The 20,446-nt window shown below is 33.9% G+C and carries 24 protein-coding genes; 7 read left to right on the top strand and 17 right to left on the bottom strand.

Annotation, left to right across the window (positions count from 1 at the left end):
* Positions 1-20 precede the first annotated feature (20 nt).
* Entirely contained in the window at positions 21-2,099 is a 2,079-nt protein-coding gene (locus QUS22_RS02110; protein ID WP_289513347.1) for an acetyl-CoA carboxylase biotin carboxylase subunit, read from the top strand.
* On the opposite strand, the gene QUS22_RS02115 is transcribed toward QUS22_RS02110, so the two are convergent.
* The 9 genes from QUS22_RS02115 to QUS22_RS02155 form a co-directional block, all read right to left on the bottom strand.
* Complete coding sequence (locus QUS22_RS02115; RefSeq protein WP_353477722.1) at positions 2,073-3,161, bottom strand: COX15/CtaA family protein; 1,089 nt, start codon at positions 3,159-3,161, stop codon at positions 2,073-2,075. The two genes, QUS22_RS02110 and QUS22_RS02115, sit on opposite strands and share 27 nt — an antisense overlap.
* Positions 3,162-3,498: 337 nt before the next feature.
* Positions 3,499-3,759 carry a glycosyltransferase family 2 protein gene (locus tag QUS22_RS02120; RefSeq protein ID WP_289513348.1) on the bottom strand — a complete coding sequence of 87 codons (261 nt, stop codon included), beginning with the start codon at positions 3,757-3,759 and terminating at the stop codon, positions 3,499-3,501.
* 3 nt (positions 3,760-3,762) lie between these two features.
* Positions 3,763-4,074 carry a glycosyltransferase gene (locus QUS22_RS02125; RefSeq protein ID WP_289513349.1) on the bottom strand — a complete coding sequence of 104 codons (312 nt, stop codon included), beginning with the start codon at positions 4,072-4,074 and terminating at the stop codon, positions 3,763-3,765.
* Positions 4,075-4,371: 297 nt separating this feature from the next.
* A complete protein-coding gene (locus QUS22_RS02130) occupies positions 4,372-4,746 on the bottom strand; it encodes a hypothetical protein (RefSeq protein WP_289513350.1) in 375 nt (124 codons plus the stop codon).
* Between the two features lie 5 nt (positions 4,747-4,751).
* Positions 4,752-5,228 (bottom strand): hypothetical protein, encoded by a 477-nt coding sequence (locus QUS22_RS02135; protein WP_289513351.1) that lies wholly within the window; start codon positions 5,226-5,228, stop codon positions 4,752-4,754.
* 8 nt (positions 5,229-5,236) lie between these two features.
* Positions 5,237-5,716 (bottom strand): F0F1 ATP synthase subunit B family protein, encoded by a 480-nt coding sequence (locus tag QUS22_RS02140; protein ID WP_289513352.1) that lies wholly within the window; start codon positions 5,714-5,716, stop codon positions 5,237-5,239.
* 1 nt (position 5,717) lies between these two features.
* The gene (locus QUS22_RS02145; protein WP_289513353.1) at positions 5,718-5,945 is read right to left on the bottom strand and encodes a F0F1 ATP synthase subunit C; all 228 of its coding nucleotides are present in this window, start codon (positions 5,943-5,945) and stop codon (positions 5,718-5,720) included.
* 61 nt (positions 5,946-6,006) lie between these two features.
* Entirely contained in the window at positions 6,007-6,732 is a 726-nt protein-coding gene (locus tag QUS22_RS02150) for a F0F1 ATP synthase subunit A (protein WP_289513354.1), read from the bottom strand.
* Between the two features lie 104 nt (positions 6,733-6,836).
* Positions 6,837-6,971: a hypothetical protein gene (locus QUS22_RS02155; RefSeq protein WP_289513355.1), complete on the bottom strand. Its 135-nt coding sequence runs from the start codon at positions 6,969-6,971 to the stop codon at positions 6,837-6,839.
* Between the two features lie 866 nt (positions 6,972-7,837).
* Between QUS22_RS02155 and QUS22_RS02160 the strand changes: the two genes are divergently transcribed.
* Positions 7,838-8,374 carry a DUF2924 domain-containing protein gene (locus QUS22_RS02160; protein WP_289513356.1) on the top strand — a complete coding sequence of 179 codons (537 nt, stop codon included), beginning with the start codon at positions 7,838-7,840 and terminating at the stop codon, positions 8,372-8,374.
* Positions 8,375-8,483: 109 nt separating this feature from the next.
* On the top strand, positions 8,484-10,046 hold the full coding sequence (guaA, locus tag QUS22_RS02165; RefSeq protein ID WP_289513357.1) for a glutamine-hydrolyzing GMP synthase: 1,563 nt from the start codon (positions 8,484-8,486) through the stop codon (positions 10,044-10,046).
* Between the two features lie 7 nt (positions 10,047-10,053).
* Here the strand turns inward: guaA and QUS22_RS02170 are convergent, their stop codons facing one another.
* Positions 10,054-10,764, bottom strand: a complete 711-nt coding sequence (locus tag QUS22_RS02170; RefSeq protein WP_289513358.1) for a TerC family protein — start codon at positions 10,762-10,764, stop codon at positions 10,054-10,056.
* A 652-nt stretch (positions 10,765-11,416) separates the two neighbouring features.
* Here QUS22_RS02170 and QUS22_RS02175 point away from each other — a divergent pair.
* Entirely contained in the window at positions 11,417-11,941 is a 525-nt protein-coding gene (locus tag QUS22_RS02175; protein ID WP_289513359.1) for a Na+/H+ antiporter subunit E, read from the top strand.
* On the opposite strand, the gene QUS22_RS02180 is transcribed toward QUS22_RS02175, so the two are convergent.
* Positions 11,934-12,350, bottom strand: coding sequence for a hypothetical protein (locus tag QUS22_RS02180; RefSeq protein WP_289513360.1), 417 nt, complete (start codon positions 12,348-12,350; stop codon positions 11,934-11,936). The two genes, QUS22_RS02175 and QUS22_RS02180, sit on opposite strands and share 8 nt — an antisense overlap.
* 338 nt (positions 12,351-12,688) lie before the next feature.
* Between QUS22_RS02180 and purN the strand changes: the two genes are divergently transcribed.
* On the top strand, positions 12,689-13,255 hold the full coding sequence (purN, locus tag QUS22_RS02185) for a phosphoribosylglycinamide formyltransferase (protein ID WP_289513361.1): 567 nt from the start codon (positions 12,689-12,691) through the stop codon (positions 13,253-13,255).
* Between the two features lie 171 nt (positions 13,256-13,426).
* Here purN and QUS22_RS02190 read toward each other — a convergent pair whose 3' ends face one another.
* The 5 genes from QUS22_RS02190 to ribF form a co-directional block, all read right to left on the bottom strand.
* A complete protein-coding gene (locus tag QUS22_RS02190; protein WP_289513362.1) occupies positions 13,427-13,789 on the bottom strand; it encodes a hypothetical protein in 363 nt (120 codons plus the stop codon).
* Between the two features lie 406 nt (positions 13,790-14,195).
* Positions 14,196-15,521 (bottom strand): M16 family metallopeptidase, encoded by a 1,326-nt coding sequence (locus tag QUS22_RS02195; protein ID WP_289513363.1) that lies wholly within the window; start codon positions 15,519-15,521, stop codon positions 14,196-14,198.
* Positions 15,505-16,848 (bottom strand): M16 family metallopeptidase, encoded by a 1,344-nt coding sequence (locus tag QUS22_RS02200; RefSeq protein ID WP_289513364.1) that lies wholly within the window; start codon positions 16,846-16,848, stop codon positions 15,505-15,507. The genes QUS22_RS02195 and QUS22_RS02200 overlap by 17 nt, the downstream gene beginning before the upstream one ends.
* A 37-nt stretch (positions 16,849-16,885) precedes the next feature.
* Positions 16,886-17,362 carry a signal peptidase II gene (gene lspA, locus QUS22_RS02205; RefSeq protein WP_289513365.1) on the bottom strand — a complete coding sequence of 159 codons (477 nt, stop codon included), beginning with the start codon at positions 17,360-17,362 and terminating at the stop codon, positions 16,886-16,888.
* Positions 17,359-18,387 (bottom strand): bifunctional riboflavin kinase/FMN adenylyltransferase, encoded by a 1,029-nt coding sequence (ribF, locus tag QUS22_RS02210; RefSeq protein WP_353477723.1) that lies wholly within the window; start codon positions 18,385-18,387, stop codon positions 17,359-17,361. The genes lspA and ribF overlap by 4 nt, the downstream gene beginning before the upstream one ends.
* Positions 18,388-18,455: 68 nt before the next feature.
* On the opposite strand from ribF, the gene QUS22_RS02215 reads away from it, so the two are divergent.
* Together QUS22_RS02215 and QUS22_RS02220 are read left to right on the top strand one after the other, a co-directional pair.
* Complete coding sequence (locus QUS22_RS02215) at positions 18,456-18,824, top strand: glutaredoxin domain-containing protein (protein WP_289513367.1); 369 nt, start codon at positions 18,456-18,458, stop codon at positions 18,822-18,824.
* Between the two features lie 120 nt (positions 18,825-18,944).
* Entirely contained in the window at positions 18,945-19,817 is an 873-nt protein-coding gene (locus tag QUS22_RS02220) for a hypothetical protein (RefSeq protein ID WP_289513368.1), read from the top strand.
* A gap of 90 nt (positions 19,818-19,907) precedes the next feature.
* On the opposite strand, the gene QUS22_RS02225 is transcribed toward QUS22_RS02220, so the two are convergent.
* The gene (locus QUS22_RS02225; protein WP_289513369.1) at positions 19,908-20,417 is read right to left on the bottom strand and encodes a DNA-3-methyladenine glycosylase; all 510 of its coding nucleotides are present in this window, start codon (positions 20,415-20,417) and stop codon (positions 19,908-19,910) included.
* Between the last annotated feature and the right edge of the window lie 29 nt (positions 20,418-20,446).

Consider the following 20,446-nt stretch of genomic DNA (forward strand, 5'->3'; position numbering starts at 1 on the left):
TAAGAAAGAATATTTATACGATGACAGAAAAGAAGTACAGTAAGATTTTAATAGCAAATAGAGGGGAAATTGCCTGCAGGATTATCAGAACTGCTCGTAGGATGGGTATATCTTGTGTGTGCATATATTCGGATGCAGATATAAATTCCGTACATGTAAGGCAAGCAGATGAGTCAAGGTATATCGGCCCTTCACCTTCTTGTATTAGTTATTTAAACATTGAAAAAATATGCGAAGTAGCAGTTGAAACAGGTGCACAGGCAGTTCATCCAGGCTATGGTTTTTTGGCAGAGAATCCAGATTTTCCACGTGCTCTGCAAAAACACAATATAGATTTCATCGGCCCAAGTGCAGAAACAATAGAAGTTACAGCCAACAAAATAACAGCAAAAGAAGCGGCAAGAAAAGCTGGGGTGAATGTAGTGCCAGGGTATATGGGCAAGATTAAAGATGTCGCACATGCAACTAGTGTGGCTGAAGAGATTAGCTTTCCAGTTATGCTAAAGGCAGCTTCTGGTGGTGGCGGCAAGGGAATGCGGATTGTAAACTCCAAAAAGGAAATTGAACTAGCATTTACATCAACAACAACCGAAGCAAAAAAAAGTTTTAAGGATGGCAGTATCTTTATAGAGAAATATATAGAGTTACCAAGGCACATCGAAATACAAATCATAGCAGATAAATATGGAAATGTAGTATGTCTTGGAGAGAGAGAATGCTCAATACAAAGGAATAATCAGAAGATAATAGAGGAAACACCAAGTCCATTTATCAGTGAGAAGGCGAGACAAGAAATGTATGCCCAATGTGTTTCTTTGGCAAAACAAGTTGGTTATTTTTCAGCAGGCACTTTTGAGTTTGTTATAGATAAGGACCAAAATTTCTATTTTCTTGAGGTAAATACGAGATTGCAAGTTGAGCATCCAGTAACAGAATTCGTGACTGGAATAGATATAGTAGAAGAAATGATTAGAGCTTCATGTGGAGAAAAACTTAGGTTCAGTCAGGATGACTTTAAACTTACTGGTTCTGCAATAGAAAGTAGAATTTGTGCTGAAGATCCATCAAAAAGATTTTTCCCCTCCAGTGGAAGAATAAAACATTACGATAAACCGAATGGAAATGATTATGTAAGAATAGATGACGGCGTTGCTGCAGGCTCAGAAATCAGCATGTTCTATGATTCAATGATTGCAAAAGTAATAACATACGGAAAAGATAGAATAGAAGCGATCAGCAGAATGCAAAAAGCATTGTCTGAATGCTATATAGGAGGAGTAACAAATAATATAGAATTTCTAGAATCCATCTTCCATAATCCAAATTTTGTCGTGGCAAAGCTCCACACGAGATTCATTCCAGACCATTATCCTAACGGGTTTCACGGAGATTTTGTTACAGAAGAATATATTAAAATATTTATTTTCGCTACGCTATATGTTTATTTAGAAAATGAAGAAAGGTACTATTATGAAGCAGTGAATGAAACACCTCCGATGTCATTCCAGCGCGTGGCGCTGGCATCCAGAAAAAAAGAAGAGTCAAGCACTGGGATAACAGGTGGCCATGCAAGAGATTTATTCATAGTGAGAATAAATAATAATGAGTACTCTGTAAACGCAAAGTACCAAGATAATACATTAACAACAATATACAACCATAACACGTATTCTGTAAGTGGTAAGTGGAGTTCAAGTTATAGGTTAGTATATATCACAATTAATGACGATACCAATATAGCACTTAAAGTAGAAAGGCAAGGTAGCAAACTCTTTGTAAGACATGCCGGAATGCAAGCTAAGTGTTGTGTACTTAAACCTCATGTAGCTGAATTAAGTAAGTTCATGCTCAATAATGAAACAGAAGGGATTTCTATAGATGCTGTAAAATCTCCAATATCTGGTTTATTAGTTAAATTACACGTAAATGTTGGAGACCAGGTAGAGGTAGGACAACCTTTATTTGTTGTGGAAGCGATGAAAATGGAGAATATCATATGTGCTGAATCAGAAATGGTGATAAAAAATATTCCCGTTCAAGAAGGAAAAAATGTACAGATTGGTGATGTGGTATTAGCTCTGAATACAGCTCTTTCTTAAATAACATAAGAAATATAAACCTGATCCAAATAAGATAAATGAAAACATTTGGTGGGCTATAGCAATGGCTATTGGTATGTGTAACAACAAAGTGGCTACCCCTAAAATTATCTGAATGATGACGGAGAGCAATATAACATATACCGGTTTTACACTGGCATTTTTTATTGTGAGTACTGCCGTCAGAACTAATATTAGCAATGCTAGTACTCGGTGTATAAATTGCACTGTCACCCTGTTCTCAAAGAGATTTAACCATGTAGGCCGTAAGAAAAATAAGTCTTCCAGAACGATGTGACCGTCCATTAGTGGAAAGGTATTGTAAATCAAACCAGCATTTAACCCTGCGACAAAAGCGCCGAAAATCATTTGTATAACAACTAAAATCAGAATGAGTATTGTATAATATATACTACTATTGATAGATTGAAATCCTGTTACCCCAGTGCGTGACACTGGGATGACAATATGGCTTTGCTTCACGCAAAACAGTTCTGAAGTACATTTAATCTTAATTTTGTTTTGTGAACTTATCTGATAATCAAAAAATTGACATGACAAAAATGCAAAAATAACCAACGCTAGCAGCAAGTGAAGTGCGAGCCTATAGTGACTAACATAAGGTTCATCTACCAGGCCACTTTTAACCATATACCAACCAGCAAAAGCTTGTAAAACCCCAAATAATAATGCTATGAATAGCCTTACTATTACCTTTTTAGATATTTTCCTTTTTAGGATAAAATATACAAATGGTAGAACAAAAACTAAACCTGTTAGTCTTGCAACCAATCTATGTACATATTCTATTAAGTAGATAGTATGAAACTTTTCCATACTCATACCATAGTTAAATGCTTTATATTCAGGTGTAGCATCATATTTTGATTTTTCTTGTAGCCAATCTTGCTCACTCAGTGGTGGTAATGTTCCAGTAATTGGGTTCCACTCCGTAATAGACAATCCTGCTTTTGAAAGTCTGGTAAATCCTCCAATTCCTACCATGAGGACCACCATGACAGAGCAGAGAAAAAGCCAAATAGCTACAGGTTTTGCTTCCATAAACCATGCTGAGTTCTGTTCCATCGCTGAGGGTGAATAACACATTCCCACAAGGCAAGAAAAGCCGCAACGCTATGCAGCAGACTATAGACAGGAACAAATACTGATATTATATAAAAATAAAAAGGCATCTTTTGCAGTTTAACGGCTATCACCAAAAGAGTCAAGTTAGTAACGTATACCACTACAAAGTAGCACAAAAATAACTCATTTAAAGCTTTAGTTAACACCAATGAAAGCAATAAAAATTGAGTAGTGAAAAATATAAAAGTTGCAGAGCCAACAAAAAGGCTCAATAGCAAAATTCCTCTGAGTCGAGTGTGTTTATAAAGTGACTTTATATTTTTTTAATGGACAGGTAGGTTTGCATATAACCTTTGATCCAACGTATTCTTTGCTTGATCCAAGCAAACACAGTAGTTGGTGATTCTTCCAATGTTTCCGAATCAATAATCCTAATTTTATATCCCATTTGTGTAAGTCTTAAGCCTAAGTCAGCGTCTTCGGTGACATTGTAAGCATCCCCAAAAAGCGCTTTTCTCATAATTTCTACTGAAAAATGGTTACTGCTACCGCCCAAAGGTATTGGTATGTTCATTCTTTAGAATCCAGGCAATAAATACTGAAACCAGTTCACATATTTCATAGGGAAGTACTTTGTAAGGAAGCTATGATGACAACTGTAGTAATTTAACCTAGCCTGCACACAAGCTAATTTATTGTCACCCTGACCAAACTCGATCAGTGCTTTTTCTAACTGCAGTGGATCTGGTTTATCATCTACATCATATACTACTGAGTACTTTCCTCTGGCAAAACTCATAGCATAATTGCATGACTTAGCCTTGGTTTTAAGCAAAGAATGAGGCACTTTTAATACTTCAAAATATTGCGGTAAAGTGTATTTTACCATAGCTGCAAGCATTTCCTAATCATCACTTTCATTAGAAGCTTTACATCTAATTTTGATTTTGGGTAACCCAAACTTCAATGCCTTCAATCAATTACTCTATCACTGTACCTTATTCAAAAGCAGGCAATAAAACAGTGTATATAGGAAAATCTTCTTCATTCATCTTATCATAATCTATTTTTTGATTGGAGGTTTCACATAAGCTAAAAATCTTAGTTATAAATTTGAAAAAATAACTGTAACATCCAAATATAAATATCAACATCAAAGCAAAGTATGTATATTTCTCTGTTAGAGTTAGAATTGAAGCCATAACAAAGAAAGAAGCAAAAATATGTGACTTAGTTTGATATTCTTGACCGAAAAATCAGGATCTTTGTAATATAAATAGTTGCTTACAAATTCTGAAATACCAAAATGCGAGTTAAGAAGATCTAAAATCTGTCCAACGTCGGCTTCTATTAATACGCATCCGTCACCGTAGTGGGCCTTGATCCAAGGGTTGATATCTTGACTTGTGTTTTCAACCATAAAAAAAGTAGTATTATTCAATTTTTGCCAAGGAATTATATTAAATTTATAGTAAAAAAGCTTCTCTTGCTCTTTACAAAAACTAGAGTCGAACTTAATTTTTTCTATATTATTAGCTTGAAGTATAGGTGGCTGTTGCATTAAACCTAATGCAATTTTTTACTTAAGTCACGTGAAAGTGAAGATATAACCTCGCTACTGTGCCTATCATCCTTATGTCCTTGCATTATTTTTTTTACAGCGCAAGCGGCTATACTAGCTGTGTTGGAATGTAAATCTCCAATAGCTTTTTCAACTTGGTCAGTGACTTTCTTCAAGTGGAAACGCGCATTGTCATCTAATATCTGGTCCAGCTGCTGTTTATTGTGCTTAATGATACAATGAGCCTTATCAAGCGCTTCATTCATCATTTTATTAACTTCTGCGTCCAATTTTTTGTATTTTTCAGAAGATTCTCTGTAATACTCCAACATATCTCTGTTGAATTTTTCAACCTCTTCATCTATAAGTTTGTTCTTGCTACGCTTATTATTAAGGGCATTTTTTATTACTTTCTTTAGCAATTTATATGAAAGGATAAAACCCACCCAAAAAGCAAGACCAACAATCAGTGATGTAGACATAAAAACCTCTAAAACTCTTTGGATATTAAGCGAGCAACAAGCTCCTCTTCAACTTCAGAATTGGTTAATTTATTGTAGTAAATTAAGGCAATATCAGTAGCTATTTGTTTTAACTCATCAGCATACTCAGATTTAAATTTTGCCACTTTTTCTTCAATAAGCTTACTCATTTTTTTGTCTTCCCCCTCTAATATATTCTTCACATTGGCTCTCATTTCTTCTACCTGGGCAAGTGCATCATTTACGACTCTTTTTGCTTGCATTCTAGCTTCGTTTAAAGCCGCGTTATGTTTAGCAGTCTGATTTTCTATAAGCTTTAGGAGATGAATAGAACTATTAAAAGAATCCAATATTCTCTTATTTCTGGTATTTATTATTTCATCTAACTTTGGCAGAAATAAACAACTTACTACAAAAAAAAGTAAGGAGAAAAAAATTAAAAACCAAAAAACTTGAGAAAAAAAAGTTGAAGCATCAAGTTGTGGCATATTAAGCAACAAATATCAACAATAGTGCAAGCAGAAATGCAAATAATCCCATCGCCTCAACTAGAGCCGCCCCTGTATAGACATATTTTTTCATTTTATCTTCTGACTCAGGGTTTCTTGCAAGCCCACTTAACATAGTAGAAAATATATTTGCTACACCAATACCCGCCCCGAGCATACCAAGCACACTTAAACCAATTGCTATAAATTTTAAAGCTACTAAATCCATATATTACCTTTAACCATTTTCCTACAATATTAATTGTAAAATGTTCTGCAGATAAAGTCAATTATTTTACTGCATCTGATAAATATACACATGTTAAAGAGGTGAATATGTAAGCTTGTAGAATTGCAACAAACACTTCAAACCCTATTAGTGCGATTATAAATAAAAACGGTATAGGGGTTAGAGCCACGTGCATGTTCATGATAAACCCTGCTATTACTTTGATAATTGTATGACCCGCAATCATGTTTGCAGCGAGCCTTATTGATAAGCTTATAGGCCTTGCCAAGTAAGCAAATAGCTTAATAAAAAGCATCATGGGTGCAAGCCACAACGGAGTGCCTTCCGGCAGCAATATGCGTAAAAATTCTACTCCCCTTTCTTTGAATCCAACAACTGTTGTATAGATAGAAACTATCATCGATAAGACAAAAGTGACTATCACATGACTTGTGACCGTGAAACTATAAGGAAGAGCACCAACTAAATTACACGACAAAATAAAAATAAATACTGTGAATATTAACGGAATGTGCTTCAGGCCTTGACTTCCAGTGTTATTTTCTATTATTGAAATAACAAAATCATATACATATTCAACTGCAGCTTGCAAATACCCTGGTATTACTGACCTATTCCTTACTCCAAAGAGCAAGAAGAATATTATTAATATAACCGAAATCATCATAAAAAGAGATGAGTTGGTAAAATTTATGTTATACCCAAATAGCTTGGGTAATTCTATTATTGTATATACCTTAAACTGCTCTAGCGGGTTTAACGCCATTTTGACTTTATAAACTCAGACTGCAACAGTAGATAAGGTATAAATTTTATAGGATAAAGTCAAGAATTAAAATGATGGGCTCTGTAACACAGAGCCCCATCTATTTACTTTATTTTAAAACCGCAATTTTTTATTTTATCTTTGATAGCTAGGATAACTATTTCGGCTTTAGCTTGAAACTCCAGATTTATAGTAGGGTTGTCGCTTTTGTTATCAATTTCTCTTCTGTTAAGAGACACATCTAAATATAGCACTCCAACAAAACAGGAAAGAAATGCTAATCCACTAATACTGCTGTAGTCTATGTTCCCTTCAGGATTTTTCAGGCTGGAAAAGCTTATGTTAGAAGGGCTATAATTGTACGCAGAAATGTATGAAATATTGGCTCTATATTCATTTGCTGGTAGTTCAAATGCTATTATGCTATCTATAGAATCACCTATAATTAAAATTGTTATTATGATATTAGCATATTAATAAAATATTAATACTAAAGTACAAGCTAAAGCTAACGTTGAAAGAGCATATTTTAAAACCTTCCAATTTTACTAAATTATCTAATATCTTAACTTAACATCTTATTTTAACCATGATTTAATTTTAATTCAATGTGAGGCATAATTATGGTGAAATAGATTTTATTAATCAGCCTTTAAATTTAGAACAGGAATTTGATAGCGGGTACATCAAATTGACGGATTGTTCCTTTAATGAATATACTGGCTATTATCGAGTGGAAGGCGAAATACTAGACAAAAGCCACAATGCGATAGGAAGCTCAACTATTAATGGCTATATTTATCACTGCTACTAGAATGACAAAAACATGAATCTTAAGTTCTCTATGTAGGTGGATTTAAAAGGTGATATAGAGAAGATAGACTCTCTCCACAAGAGTATATAAAATTACAAAAGCTTCTATATTGCCAAGTGCTATTCTAGCATGCAACGCACAACTACCTTTTAACTTACATAAAATTACTAAAGGTTGTAGAGAAATATGCTATTTTGATTTGTGTGAAAATTATTGTTGACTTATGTGCAATTAGAGAACAATCAAAGAATCTAACCTGCGTTGGCTACAGGTGTATTATTGAGGTACGTAATGAAGCTAGGAAGTTTTATGGAAACATCTGAATTAACTTTACTCGACTTACAGGACTTTTTTGAAAGGTTAAAGGTGCATGTGCGCAGTGAAGTAGAAAAATATGTAAATAAAAGAGCAGAAGAAGTTAAAAACGAGACTGTAATATATATAATAAACAAAGTATTAAATAATATGTTAGGCATCAAACCACTAAGTGAGCGCGAAATAGACCAACCTAAAACAGGTAAGCTTAAAAAAGTTAGGCTGATTAAGAATAAATATAGCATAACACACAATCAGGAAGTTATTAAAGCTCTATTTGTAGGTAAAACACTTATTGGAAAATATAAAGGGAAAACTTATGAAGTTGTAGTCAACAATGAAGTAGGGTTTATTTATAATGGGAAAATCTATAGTTCCCTTTCTGCAGCTGGTACATGGATTACTGGTAAAAACTGCGATGGTTGGGGGTTCTTCAAGGTATGCCTTAACCCTGAAGAAGGGCTAAAAACTCTGAGCTACCACCCTACAAAGTTTTTGTCAGCTCAAAAGTAGCTTATGGCTAACTCAAGCAATATGTTTGAATTTTTAAAGAGGTCTTGGTTTACTTACTCCACCATTTTTTTATTATCAGATATTGACTTAAATAATATGGAGGAGTAAGTTGTCAGCAGTTGCTATTATCGATTTTGGTTCACAGTTTACTCAGCTTATCGCAAGACAAGTCAGGGAAATGGGCGTTTATTGCGAAATATTTCAAAGCAACATTAGTTTTGAGATAATATCAAAATTCAATGGGTTTATTTTCTCTGGAGGACCACAATCTGTGAATGATAGCTATTCTGAAACAAACGAAGTAGCATATGAAATTATAAAATTTAATGAGGTAACAAACGTTCCTATACTTGGAATATGCTATGGGCAGCAACTCATTTGTCATTATTTTGGGGCAAAGATAAAAAGAGAATTCAATCAGGAATTTGGCAAAACTAAGATCAAGATATTAAAAGAATCTCCCATTATAAAGGGTGCATGGGACGTTAATTCTGAAGTGGATGTGTTAATGAATCATGCAGACAGTGTTGAAATTACACCGCAAGGGTTTACTGTTATTGCATCAGGTGTGATAAATCAAACAATCGCAATAATTGCCAATGAACAGCGTAAGATATACTGTACTCAATTCCATCCTGAGGTTAAAGCTACGATAAATGGTAGTAAGTTGCTCTCTAACTTCTTGGATATTGCAGATTGTGAAAGAGACTGGACAATGAGGTCACTTATTGAAAAGCAGAAGGAAAAAATTAAAAACACAGTAGGAGAAAAAAAAGTAATCGCCGCAGTAAGTGGCGGGGTTGATTCAAGTGTTGCAGCAGCTCTCACATATAAAGCTATAGGAAAACAATTAAACTGTATTTTTATCAATACTGGGTTGTTACGCAAGAACCAAACCATCACTATGTTGGAAGAGATCCCGATAAATTACGTTGATAAATCAAATTTATTTTTAAGTAGGTTAAAGGGAATAAACGATCCGGAAGAAAAGCGAAAAATTATTGGTAATACTTTTATTGAAGTGTTTGAGAAAGAGGCGAAAAAAATAGGTGATGTGGATTTTTTAATGCAAGGTACAATTTACTCCGATGTAGTTGAATCAGGACATAATTCAGGAAACACCAGTACAATTAAGTCTCATCATAATGTTGGTGGGTTGCCAGAAAAAATGAATCTGAGGCTAATGGAACCTTTGCGCTACCTCTTTAAAGACGAAGTAAGGCTACTTGGGAAAGAAATTGGTCTTGCAGACGAGATAATATTTCAACATCCATTTCCTGGACCTGGACTTGCAGTAAGGATTATAGGTGAAGTCGATGAAAAAAAGGTGCGAATACTGCAAGAAGTAGATGAAATATATATTAATACAATGAAAAATTATGATCTATATAATAAGATATGGCAAGCTTTTGCTGTACTATTACCGATAAGAACTGTAGGCGTCATGGGAGATGGTCGTACATACGGATATGTTTGTGCTTTGAGGGCTGTAACATCATCTGATGGTATGACAGCTGATGCGTTTCCATTTGAAAATAAAAGCCAACATTCGTTAATATTTTGGGATTTTTTACAAAATGTCAGCAGCATAATTGTTAATAGTGTTTCCGGAGTAAATAGAGTTGTATATGATTTGACTTCTAAACCGCCAGCAACTATTGAGTGGGAATAACCTAGAGCTATTTTTTCTTCTTCATACACTGCACTTTTTTCTTTATGCTACCTATAACTTCTACAAGCAATGCAAACATCAATGAAAAATACAGGTATTCTTTCGGTAATTCTATGTCAAGCCCATCAAGCATTAAGTATACACCGACAAGTAAAATAAATAGAATGGCAATTGTTTTTAAACTCACGCTAGATTTAATTAACTGAGCAGTATAACTTGATAAAAATATCATTGCTAGTATGGAAGACGTATATGCTATAGCAATTATTACCATGTTGTGAGTCAATGCTATAGCAGTTAACAAAGAATCAACCGAAAAAATTAAATCTATTGATATAATTTGCAGTACTACTAAAGACAATTGTGATTTGATATCTATTTTTTTTTCGATTTGTTTACGTAAAGAAATGTTGTTCCACAACTCTATAGAGCTTTTAACAATGAGAAATAATCCTCCTACTATCATAAGTAAATCTTTTATTGAAATGTTGAGCGATACGGCGTGAAATATAGGTTTTTGCATTGATAATATATACGATGTGAAAAATAGTGTTGCAAAACGTATTAATAGTGCCAGCCCAAGGCCCATAAGGCGTACTCTTTCTTTCAATGCATTTGGTACCTTCTCTATTGCTAGAGAAATAAAGATTAAATTGTCTACGTTAAGTATAGTTTCAAGTAATGTAAGTATCAGTAAAGTCCAGGCTTCAGCTAACATTTTCGTTCCAGATTCAGCTTCTTTAACTTACAATAGATATGTAAAAATTAAGTGACTTCGCTTAGACGAAGTATGTAAGTTAGTGCAGTCTAGGCCCTACTACACCATACCCCCATAGTGTCTCAGCGTAGATTCTGCTAACACGTAGTAGAATGATGATTTATCAAATCATCATGTCTGCAGGCACCTTCTCGTCAACTTTAGAACTAGTAGCATTTTTCATCATTTTAGCTGGTTTATGGCCTTCATCGAAGACTACATACAAAGCAAAAAACACTTCAGATATGGCAAAAGCAGATGTTATTAATACGCTATGGGACTATCAATTAAAATAGCAACACTATTGCACACACCAGAAGCTGGTATGAGACCCATAGCACCTCGAACAGCCAACTATTACTCCAAGTGCTTTCTTTTTCTGAGCTAGCTTTAGTCGCATACACATATAACCTTCCTTAGTACAATCACATTATTTATAATACGTAAAATTTAAAGTCAAATAAGTAGTTAGTAAATTAACTTTATACATGATTTCAATGTATGGTGATGGGAGTTTAGTACCGGGACATTTGTAACACACTAATTTATAATTTATAAGGGACAAGGTTATTATTATCTTCCTTTAAAAAATCATTTAAGTATACTATGGACCATGGACCTTAGGCAGAAAATCAAGTTTTTTTCTCTATTATTCGTGACTTTATTTTCTCTGTGGACTATATTGTCTAGTTATTTTGAGCCGTTTTTTGTTTTTTGTGGGGTATTTTCCTCTGTGTTCACATTGTTTATCTTTAAACGATTGATAAATGCTGAAAGTGCTCTTAGTCAGATCTTAAACGGTACAAGTAGACTGTCGTTCTGTAAGTTACTAGTAAGTTATATACCGTGGTTAATATACCAAATGATTTTATCAAGCATTTACATAGCAAAACAGGTGCTACAAACTAAATTTAAGCTTGAACCAATCATCATCATAAAGAAATGTAAAGGATATAACGACGGAAGCGTTACGTTATTTGCAAATTCAGTCACGATCACTCCTGGTACTTTAACTATCGATGTTGTAAGAAAACGACAAACATATACATCTACCATGTGTTTGATAGACAAAAGCCTCAAGAGTAGCATTTCTGAGATAGAGAGTAAGGTTTTGAAAATACTGCATTCGATCAGGTGATTGCTTTAAATAGGTTAACAGCATCCTTGTATTCCCGTACAAGACTTTCAAGCATTTCTTTTGGAAGGTTATTACCTACAATAGAACATAAATAATTGTATAAATCTTCTAGTCTTGATATGTTGTTTTTCTTCCTACTATTAAATTTATATGGAAAAATATTCTCCATAACTTCAATGGTGGCGGCCTTATTTAAAAATACGTTTTCACTTGCTACACTTATTCTTGCAAGAATAGTGTTAATTTCAGGTTCATTACTCGTATAAAGATCCGAAAGCTGAGCCATTTTAATAACGTATAAAGTTACTATTTTTGACAAGCAATTATCAGCATATTCACAATTTTTTATCACCTCCCACTGAGTAACCTGAGATTTACTTATTTTTGCGTTGTGTGGTGATTTGCTCATTCAACTCTCTCCGTTTAATCTAGTAAATAGATTATACTAATATTTTGTTAAATAAATAATAACGCGGTTATAAAAGCATATATTTATAATAGCATATTATACAATAATAACACAATATCTAAGCATTAAAGCCAATTTCAGCTGGGTACCTGACTCGTATTAGGAGCCATTTATTATTTTTATGCTGCCCAGCAAGATATCAAAAACCAGAAATAAGAGGGTTACTTACAACAGAAAAAATCTACTAGTGTACCCTATACGCTATAAAACAAGTTTTCTTTTTAAGCTGTTCTGTTAATATTAATTCTTACACTAAATTCTAAACTAACTATATTACAATGAGAAAGATAAAGCTCGGAATACTAATTTCAGGCAGGGGATCAAACATGCAAGCATTGATAGAAGCATGTCAAGACCACAGTTTTCCAGCAGAAGCGGTATGTGTTATCACAAACAATAGTGAAGCAGCTGGCCTAAAAGTAGCAGAGCAAGCAGGAATTTCAACGTTTGTTGTTGAGAATAAACCGCTTGATGCCAACAAAATTCACGAAATACTCATTCAATATAAGGTCGATTTAATTTGCCTTGCAGGATTTATGAGAATTCTAAAAGTTGACTTTCTGAGTAAATGGCATAACAGAGTTATAAATATACATCCTTCTTTGCTTCCATCCTTTAAGGGCTTAGATGCTCAAGAGCAAGCTCTAAAAGCAGGTGTGAAAATTACAGGTTGTACCGTACATTACGTCACTCCTGAAATTGACGCTGGAGCCATAATTGCTCAAACTGCTGTGCCGGTGTTACCGAATGACGACATTCAGAGCCTCTCAGAGCGCATCTTGGCTGAGGAGCATAAATGTTACGTGGAAGCAGTAAGGTTAATAGCAGAAAGCAATGCTAAGTGATATTCAATAAACTAGGTAGATCTTGTAATATTATTTACTCTCTTTGCTACATTCTGACTCAAAGAAAGGTATGTCGGAACTTCAGAGTTGGAGCTTTTTCATTCATGTTCTTCTTTTCTCATTTCAATAACCTTGCTATTTTTTTCAAGCTATATTATTATAGATTCATCTCTAATTACCTCCTTTTAGCACTTCTTTTAAATGCTGAACCTCTTTTTGCCTTCCTTTATCCTTCTTGTTAGCATGCAGTTTTGCTAATACTACTATATCAGGTAGAACTTTCGCTATAATTCTATAAAGACGTAATGAGTTTATTTCTTTTTTCATCTCTGTGTACAGCTCTTCCTGTCCCTCTTTTGAAAATTGTGAAAGGTAACCTTTAAAATTTTTAATCTGAAAGTAAACAGAGTTAGTTATTTTACCAGTCATTACTACACAACCCAATGTAACAACAGGTATGATAACAAAAAAGGCTGCAGGATTACTGAATAACGTAATAGAAACTACAGCACCAATTAAAAATAGTAATCGCATAGCATGTCTAAACAAATGCCTTAAATTCTGTGTTTACCTTTTTTTTGCTTCAAACGTTTTCTTGTAGTTACATTTTTTATATAAGCTTTTTTCTCTAAGCTAATTAAAAAAAGAGTATACATTTGAAATGAGGAACATCGAGCTAAAAAAACACTGTGCTAATATTACAGAGCATTATGCTTGCTATGCCTATTTGTTGACTTGTAATGTATATCAACTTGACAAGTGCTAACATACTTGTGTTGATAGCAGAAAATATCGTTATTAAAGAGTTTAGCAAAGTAACCGGAACTTTTTTGTTCCCTTTTGTAGTTTTCTTCGTATCTTCCTTCAACTGAACGTCAAAATTAACCACATACTCAAATTATAAAAGTACATGGTTAAAAATTTACCCATATTGTAGTAATTATTTACCTTGTACTTTCCTTCCAACTTCAACAAAAAATAAATTTTCAGGATCAAGTAAATAACTTGCTAACTTATTTACCTCTTCTAATGTAACATTACTAACGTGGCTCACGAAATTATTTATGTGGTCAATATCACGATCGTTTACCTGAATATTATCTAACTTTGCAGCTACGTTATTGTTGTTAAACATGGAAAAAATATAGGAATTTACCATGCTAACTTTTGTACCCTTAAACAGTTGTTCATTAATTCCTTCTTTTTTTATTCTGCTCAATGTGTTTTTTACTGCTGATATAGCTTTGCCAGCAGTAGAGCCATCAGTACTCATACTTCCACCTATAGCGTTCCCATGTTTATTGGAAATAATATTTGCATCAATACCATAAGTAATACCCAAGCTTTGCCTCAGTTCTTTCATTAGTATTGAATTCAGCCCCATGCCGCCAAGCGCATTAATTAAGACACTAGCGTTGTAATAATTAGGGTCTTCATAAGCTATACCTTTTTGAGCAAAAAGTATCACACTCTGTGGTATATCCATAAAAATGTTCTTGCTTTCTGCAGGACCGAAATCATTTTTTACAGGTATTTTTCTGACTTTTGATCTTTTAGATGGTAATTTAGATAAATACTTATCCAGTAGTGCACTAACTTCCTCTTTTGTTACACAACCAACAACACTGATAACTATATTGTCTTTGGTGAAATTACGCTTTATGTACATTAAAACATCGTCTCTAGTAATGCTCTTTATAGTGTCAAGAGTTCCATATTTACTTTTTGAATAAGGGTGCTTTTTAAACAACAACTTACCTAATTCTTTTCCAGCAATAAAGTAAGGATTTTTCTCAAGATTATTAAAATTAACTTTGGCTTTCTCGAAAATTCTATTCAACCCTTCAGGGTCAACTTTGGGACGCATTATAGAGTCACTTAGTAGCAAAATTGCATCCTCTAGATTTTCAGATAAAGTATTTAATGAAACTCTAAAGGCTTCTAAATCAGCGCTAAAACTTAACCTTATTCCTTTGTCTTCGAGCTTTTTCGCAAAATCTCTGGCATCGTTTTTTCCTGCACCTTCTTGAATTACAAGAGAAGTAAACCAAGTAAGTCCCTGCTTTCTTGCATTCTCATACGCATAACCTGCATTCTTGAACGATATATTTAGTGAAACTTTTGGTAAATCGTGGTTTTCAACAAGTAAAAACTTAAGCCCTCTTCGGGTAGTAACCTCTTCTACTGCAATGTTTGGGTTATCGCTTGCATATAGATTAAAGCTTATGCAAAGAAGAAGAAATACAAGTTTACTTATTCTTGTCATCATTACCTCCTTTTGGCAACAAACGACCGATTAATTTATTAGCAGAAAAGATAGTACGGATTTTACTATTTACATCCTCTAAACTGACGTCATTGATTTTATTATGTGAAATATCTATTTCATCAAGTGGCATACCAAGCGCTAGGCGCGGTACATAAAACATTGCTATATGAGTTAAATCAGATAGATTATCAAACTTTGCTGCTTTGTACCTATACTTTATATTTTGTAGTTCCTCGTTCGTTATTCCTTCAGAGATAAAGTTATTGATCGCATTACCTAGCTCTCTTTCAACAGTGTTTAAATCCACTTTGCTTTTTGGGGTTATCTTGATATCAATGTAGCCATCACTAAAAGCTAAACTATTATAATAGGCAGAAACTGCCACTGCCACGTCCTTGTCTAAAACCAAATCTTGATATAGTTTACTAGACTTGCCCCCCCCTAAAATGTCAACCGCTAAATCAACAGCAGAGGTTTCATCCATGCGCTTAAATAAAGGAACACGATAACGAAAATATAAAACTGGTTCTTTTACTTCAGTGCTCTCTAAGGTCACTAATAGACTTGCATTATGTGCTGGATCTTGATTTGAGTAATGCCTAATAGTAGGCTTAGCTTTAATTTCCCCATATTTTTCTTCTGCTAATTTCATTACTTCATCAAATTCCACATCGCCAACAATCAGCAGTATTGCATTGTTTGGGTGATAATAGTTATCATGAAATCTCGTTATATCATCCTGGTTGTAAGTTTTGATATTACCTTCCCACCCAATAACAGACCTGCCATAGCCATTACGGTAAAATGCACTATTCATTTCTTCCCATAATAGATTGCTAGGATGATTATCAAATCTCATCTTTCTTTCTTCTAACACAATGTTCTTTTCTCTATCTATTTTGTCTTGAGTAACGTTGAAATTGCCCATTCTATCTGCTTCAACTTCCATTGCCAGTGGTAAGTCTTTTTTGAGAACTAGTTCGTAGTAACAGGTATATTCCTTAGTGGTAAACGCGTTAAATTGTGACCCAATGCTACTCATAGTCGATTCTATATCTTTAAATCTTCCTGTAGTTTCAAACATTAAATGTTCAAAGTAGTGAGCCAATCCTGCTTTGCCGACAGGATCATCCATTCCCCCAACTTTATATATTACTGCATGGAAAACAGCTGGTATTCGATGATTAAGTACGACATAGACATCTAGCCCATTACTGAGTTTAGCATGTTCTATGCTGTGTTCTATGCTTGCAGCCTTCAAGGAATTTGAATAAGTGGAAAAAAGTAAGAATAATATAAAGAAACTAAAGAATTTGTGAAACATTACTCTAACCTAATACAATTAACCCAAGGCGATGGTCTTACTCCTCATTATACTTAGAAATAAACCTCTCATATATACACCACTTATATAACAATGTGAACGTTCCGCAAGATATATATATATCTGCTAAATTAAAAGCGGGCCAGTACCAATTGCCAATATGAAAATATATGAAATCATATACAGCTCCCCAGTAGATCCTGTCAACTACATTTCCAATTGCTCCACCAATCATCAGAGAAAAACCAAAATAAGTTAACTTATCGTTAGATTTGTATATCAAGTATGCAAGTATATTAATGATTAATATTGAAAGTGTTGAAAAAAAGATGTCGCTACGTGGTAAAGCACTGCACATCCCAAAGCTAATACCTGAATTCCATACTTCAACTAGTTTTACAAAGCTAGAAATCTCGATTGATTCTCCTTCATCAATCAGTGAATTTATGTACAATTTGCTCACCTGATCAGTCAATACTGTAACTAGTATGACAATTAAGCATAGTTTTTTCATAAGTTTGCCCTCAACTGATAAGCTTTAAGTATATCATGATTTATCTGTTTTGTTAATTCGTCAATACTATGGAACCTTTTTTCTGACCTGATAAATTTTAAAAGTTGTATGTTAACATTACGGTAGTATACATCCTGATTAAAATCAAATATGTGCATTTCAACTATGGGCTTTTTCAAATCCTTAAACGTAGGCCTCATACCAATGTTGACTACTCCGTATAGCCAACTTAAACTCCTACTAGGAAATGAGCCCTTTGAAAAACTCTCTGTCGTCAAAGTATCTTGACACTGGGATCTATAGATTCCAGAATCGCGTGCTGGAATAACATCTAGAGAAGGAAATGACGCTTTAGCGTAATATGTGCCAAACTTAGGTTTTATCATGCACTCTTCTATCGGAATGTTTATAGTTGGAAATCCTATTTCTCTACCTCTACACGCACCTTTTGTCACAACACCAGAAACTTGATAAGCTCTGCCGAGCAACTTATTAGCAATTTCTACTTCGCCTTTTTGTATGTGCTCTCTAATAGAAGAAGAAGAGCAGATTTCCCCATCAACCATCACCGGTTTTAATCTAGTCAAAGAATATCCATACGTTTCAGAATGTTCCTCTAGAGTTGATATATTGCCCAATCGTTTATGACCAAAGGTACAATTTTCTCCGACAATTATATGTTTAGCACCATACCTATCTATCAAAATCTTACTGATGAAGTCATCGCAGCTTACTTGAGCAAAACTTTCGTTGAAATTAATAATATATAAGTAATCTATACCGTAGCTGCCGATTAGTTCCTTTTTTTGTTCTTGATTTGTCAATCTAAAATTGTTTCTGTTAAGTAAGACAGTTGATGGGTGAGGCTCAAAAGTTAAAACTGCAGGGAACAATCCTCTTTCCTGTGCTACCCTCTTTAAGGTGGAAATTGCAGATTCATGACCTAGATGAACGCCGTCAAAATTTCCAAAAGTTAATGCTACTTTACTCTCTGTTTCCTGCTCACAATCGTAAATAATTTTCATACAATTTGATATTTTAAACATATTTCTTATATATAATAATTGTATTTCATAAACTACGGAGACAAATCGTGAAAAATGCTAAAGGAAAGGTTGTAATATACGTAAAGCAGCATTGTCCGTTCTGCAAAAAAGCAAAAGATTTGCTAGATAAAAAAGGTGTGACATATGAAGAAATTAATGTACTCAAAAGCTCAGATTTGTTTAACAACATAAAATCAAAATATAATGTTAGAACAGTTCCACAAATTTTTATTACTGATGAAAACGGCAATTATATACAACATATTGCTGGATGTAACAAATTGATGGATCTCGAAAGAGAAGGAAAGTTGGATGATATGTTGAATAATGGCAAAGATCACATCGATGTCACAACCTATATAAGCGGTAATGATGAATATGAAGAATACGTTGTATCACATGATGATTTTATGTAATCTTTTATTTCGCTTTTATTATCGTGCAATGCACGAATGAAAAACTAATATGCTCACCTTAAGCAATTTTTAATGGATTAAAAGTACAATTCATCCAGTGAGTTTTTTTAGTGGGAAAAAATGATAAAAAATATTTCAATTGTTAGCAGAGACTTGATTAGTATAGAACTAGTTGACAAACAAGATTTAGAGAATTTCATCAAGATTTTCACAGTGCTTGATAAGCACATAGCAGCCAAAACACTTTTTGCAGAAGAAGTGAGAATAGAATATAAACAACACAACGGCATAGAGATTGTTGATTTACTAAAAAGTTCAGGCTTTACATATCGTGATGTTGAAAATGTGTTACATCACTTGAGTAAACACAGAATGAAGGTACCAAACAGCGTTATAGCACACACTCTTTTTTCTGCATGTAACAATGCACTTGAATCTAAGGATGTGGCATTTTCTTTTTTTGAGGGCTCTCCACAATTTAACATTAGAGTAAATAAAAATACCTTCATAATAACTCCTATGAGTGAAGAAAATTTAGAGTTGAATTCACAAAACAGCAGAATGTTTATAGAGTTGTTAAAGAGTGAAAAAAGTACGTATGATTGCATGGTAAAAGAAAATACCATTAATGTTGTGGTAAATTCCGAAATGCATCAGACGTTAAATTCGATTATAAAATCACTGATAAAGTCTTGCCTTTTAGCACAAGAGGAAGAAGTAAAACTCAAAGAAAAATTGAGACAACTTGCTTTTAAGGATCAAGCTTTTGCAGAGTATTCCAGCATCAAAACCATCAATAGGTATCCACACAGTCATCCTTTGAAAAAATATGAAAGTATTACTAAAGATATAGAAAACATTTTATGTGATTTTATAACAAATGAGAACAGCGAGTTTGCTATAGAGCAACTAAATAGGCTGAGCTTAGAGACTTCTCCAGATACTCCAAGAATTATTACTAAAACTATAGATAAACTTGTTAAGTTCCATTAAAATAGTGTGAGAGTTAATGAACCTGTATCTTCTTGCATCACTCTCTATTATTCCAGCGTTGCATACTGGAATGATATCAAAAAGTTCGATCTAAAGAATCTTAAATCGCCAAAATTTCTCTTTGCCTTTACTGATTCCAATTCTTGGGGTGCAAATATAATCCGGTCTGAGGTGAGATTCATAAACACAAAATTCGTGACTTATAGTGAGGTTTCGTTTGTTGTGTTCCTTTGTGATATTTAATCTTTTGCACAATATTCCTGGTCCATCTAAATTTGCTTCAAACGGTTCAATGATTTTTAATCCACGTATTAACACTGCGGCTGGGAATCCTTCTGTTTCTGTCACAATATTTAAACAGTAATACATTCCATATATAATGTACACGTATGAAAACCCTGGTGTACCAAACATTACCGAAGTTCGATTAGTGTAGCCTCTTGCTGCGTGACAAGCCGGATCATCCATCCCTATATAGGCTTCAACTTCAGTTATCACTCCACTAAAGTTGGAAAATTTGAGAACTTTTCCTAATAACTCCCCAGACACAATTAAGGTCGGCCGCTCGTAGAAATTTCTTGGTAGTATTGTGTTACTCATTATAAAAGTATAAGTTACTTGCATTTGCA

It is taken from the genome of Wolbachia pipientis (assembly GCF_030373985.1).
Lineage (GTDB): Bacteria > Pseudomonadota > Alphaproteobacteria > Rickettsiales > Anaplasmataceae > Wolbachia > Wolbachia pipientis_D.

Bases quoted from the DNA above. Each gene is read 5' to 3' on its own strand.
- ribF (WP_353477723.1), bottom strand. From the start codon at position 18,387: ATGAAAATTATTTACGATTGTGAGCAGGAAACAGAGAGTAAAGTAGCA.
- QUS22_RS02220 (WP_289513368.1), top strand. From the start codon at position 18,945: ATGATAAAAAATATTTCAATTGTTAGCAGAGACTTGATTAGTATAGAA.
- lspA (WP_289513365.1), bottom strand. From the start codon at position 17,362: ATGAAAAAACTATGCTTAATTGTCATACTAGTTACAGTATTGACTGAT.
- QUS22_RS02195 (WP_289513363.1), bottom strand. From the start codon at position 15,521: ATGACAAGAATAAGTAAACTTGTATTTCTTCTTCTTTGCATAAGCTTT.
- QUS22_RS02135 (WP_289513351.1), bottom strand. From the start codon at position 5,228: ATGTCTACATCACTGATTGTTGGTCTTGCTTTTTGGGTGGGTTTTATC.
- QUS22_RS02160 (WP_289513356.1), top strand. From the start codon at position 7,838: ATGAAGCTAGGAAGTTTTATGGAAACATCTGAATTAACTTTACTCGAC.
- QUS22_RS02130 (WP_289513350.1), bottom strand. From the start codon at position 4,746: ATGCAACAGCCACCTATACTTCAAGCTAATAATATAGAAAAAATTAAG.
- QUS22_RS02125 (WP_289513349.1), bottom strand. From the start codon at position 4,074: ATGGTAAAATACACTTTACCGCAATATTTTGAAGTATTAAAAGTGCCT.
- QUS22_RS02225 (WP_289513369.1), bottom strand. From the start codon at position 20,417: ATGAGTAACACAATACTACCAAGAAATTTCTACGAGCGGCCGACCTTA.
- QUS22_RS02170 (WP_289513358.1), bottom strand. From the start codon at position 10,764: ATGTTAGCTGAAGCCTGGACTTTACTGATACTTACATTACTTGAAACT.
- QUS22_RS02150 (WP_289513354.1), bottom strand. From the start codon at position 6,732: ATGGCGTTAAACCCGCTAGAGCAGTTTAAGGTATATACAATAATAGAA.
- QUS22_RS02120 (WP_289513348.1), bottom strand. From the start codon at position 3,759: ATGAACATACCAATACCTTTGGGCGGTAGCAGTAACCATTTTTCAGTA.
- QUS22_RS02200 (WP_289513364.1), bottom strand. From the start codon at position 16,848: ATGTTTCACAAATTCTTTAGTTTCTTTATATTATTCTTACTTTTTTCC.
- QUS22_RS02145 (WP_289513353.1), bottom strand. From the start codon at position 5,945: ATGGATTTAGTAGCTTTAAAATTTATAGCAATTGGTTTAAGTGTGCTT.
- QUS22_RS02140 (WP_289513352.1), bottom strand. From the start codon at position 5,716: ATGCCACAACTTGATGCTTCAACTTTTTTTTCTCAAGTTTTTTGGTTT.
- QUS22_RS02190 (WP_289513362.1), bottom strand. From the start codon at position 13,789: ATGCGATTACTATTTTTAATTGGTGCTGTAGTTTCTATTACGTTATTC.
- QUS22_RS02115 (WP_353477722.1), bottom strand. From the start codon at position 3,161: ATGGAAGCAAAACCTGTAGCTATTTGGCTTTTTCTCTGCTCTGTCATG.
- QUS22_RS02110 (WP_289513347.1), top strand. From the start codon at position 21: ATGACAGAAAAGAAGTACAGTAAGATTTTAATAGCAAATAGAGGGGAA.
- QUS22_RS02175 (WP_289513359.1), top strand. From the start codon at position 11,417: ATGGACCTTAGGCAGAAAATCAAGTTTTTTTCTCTATTATTCGTGACT.
- QUS22_RS02180 (WP_289513360.1), bottom strand. From the start codon at position 12,350: ATGAGCAAATCACCACACAACGCAAAAATAAGTAAATCTCAGGTTACT.
- purN (WP_289513361.1), top strand. From the start codon at position 12,689: ATGAGAAAGATAAAGCTCGGAATACTAATTTCAGGCAGGGGATCAAAC.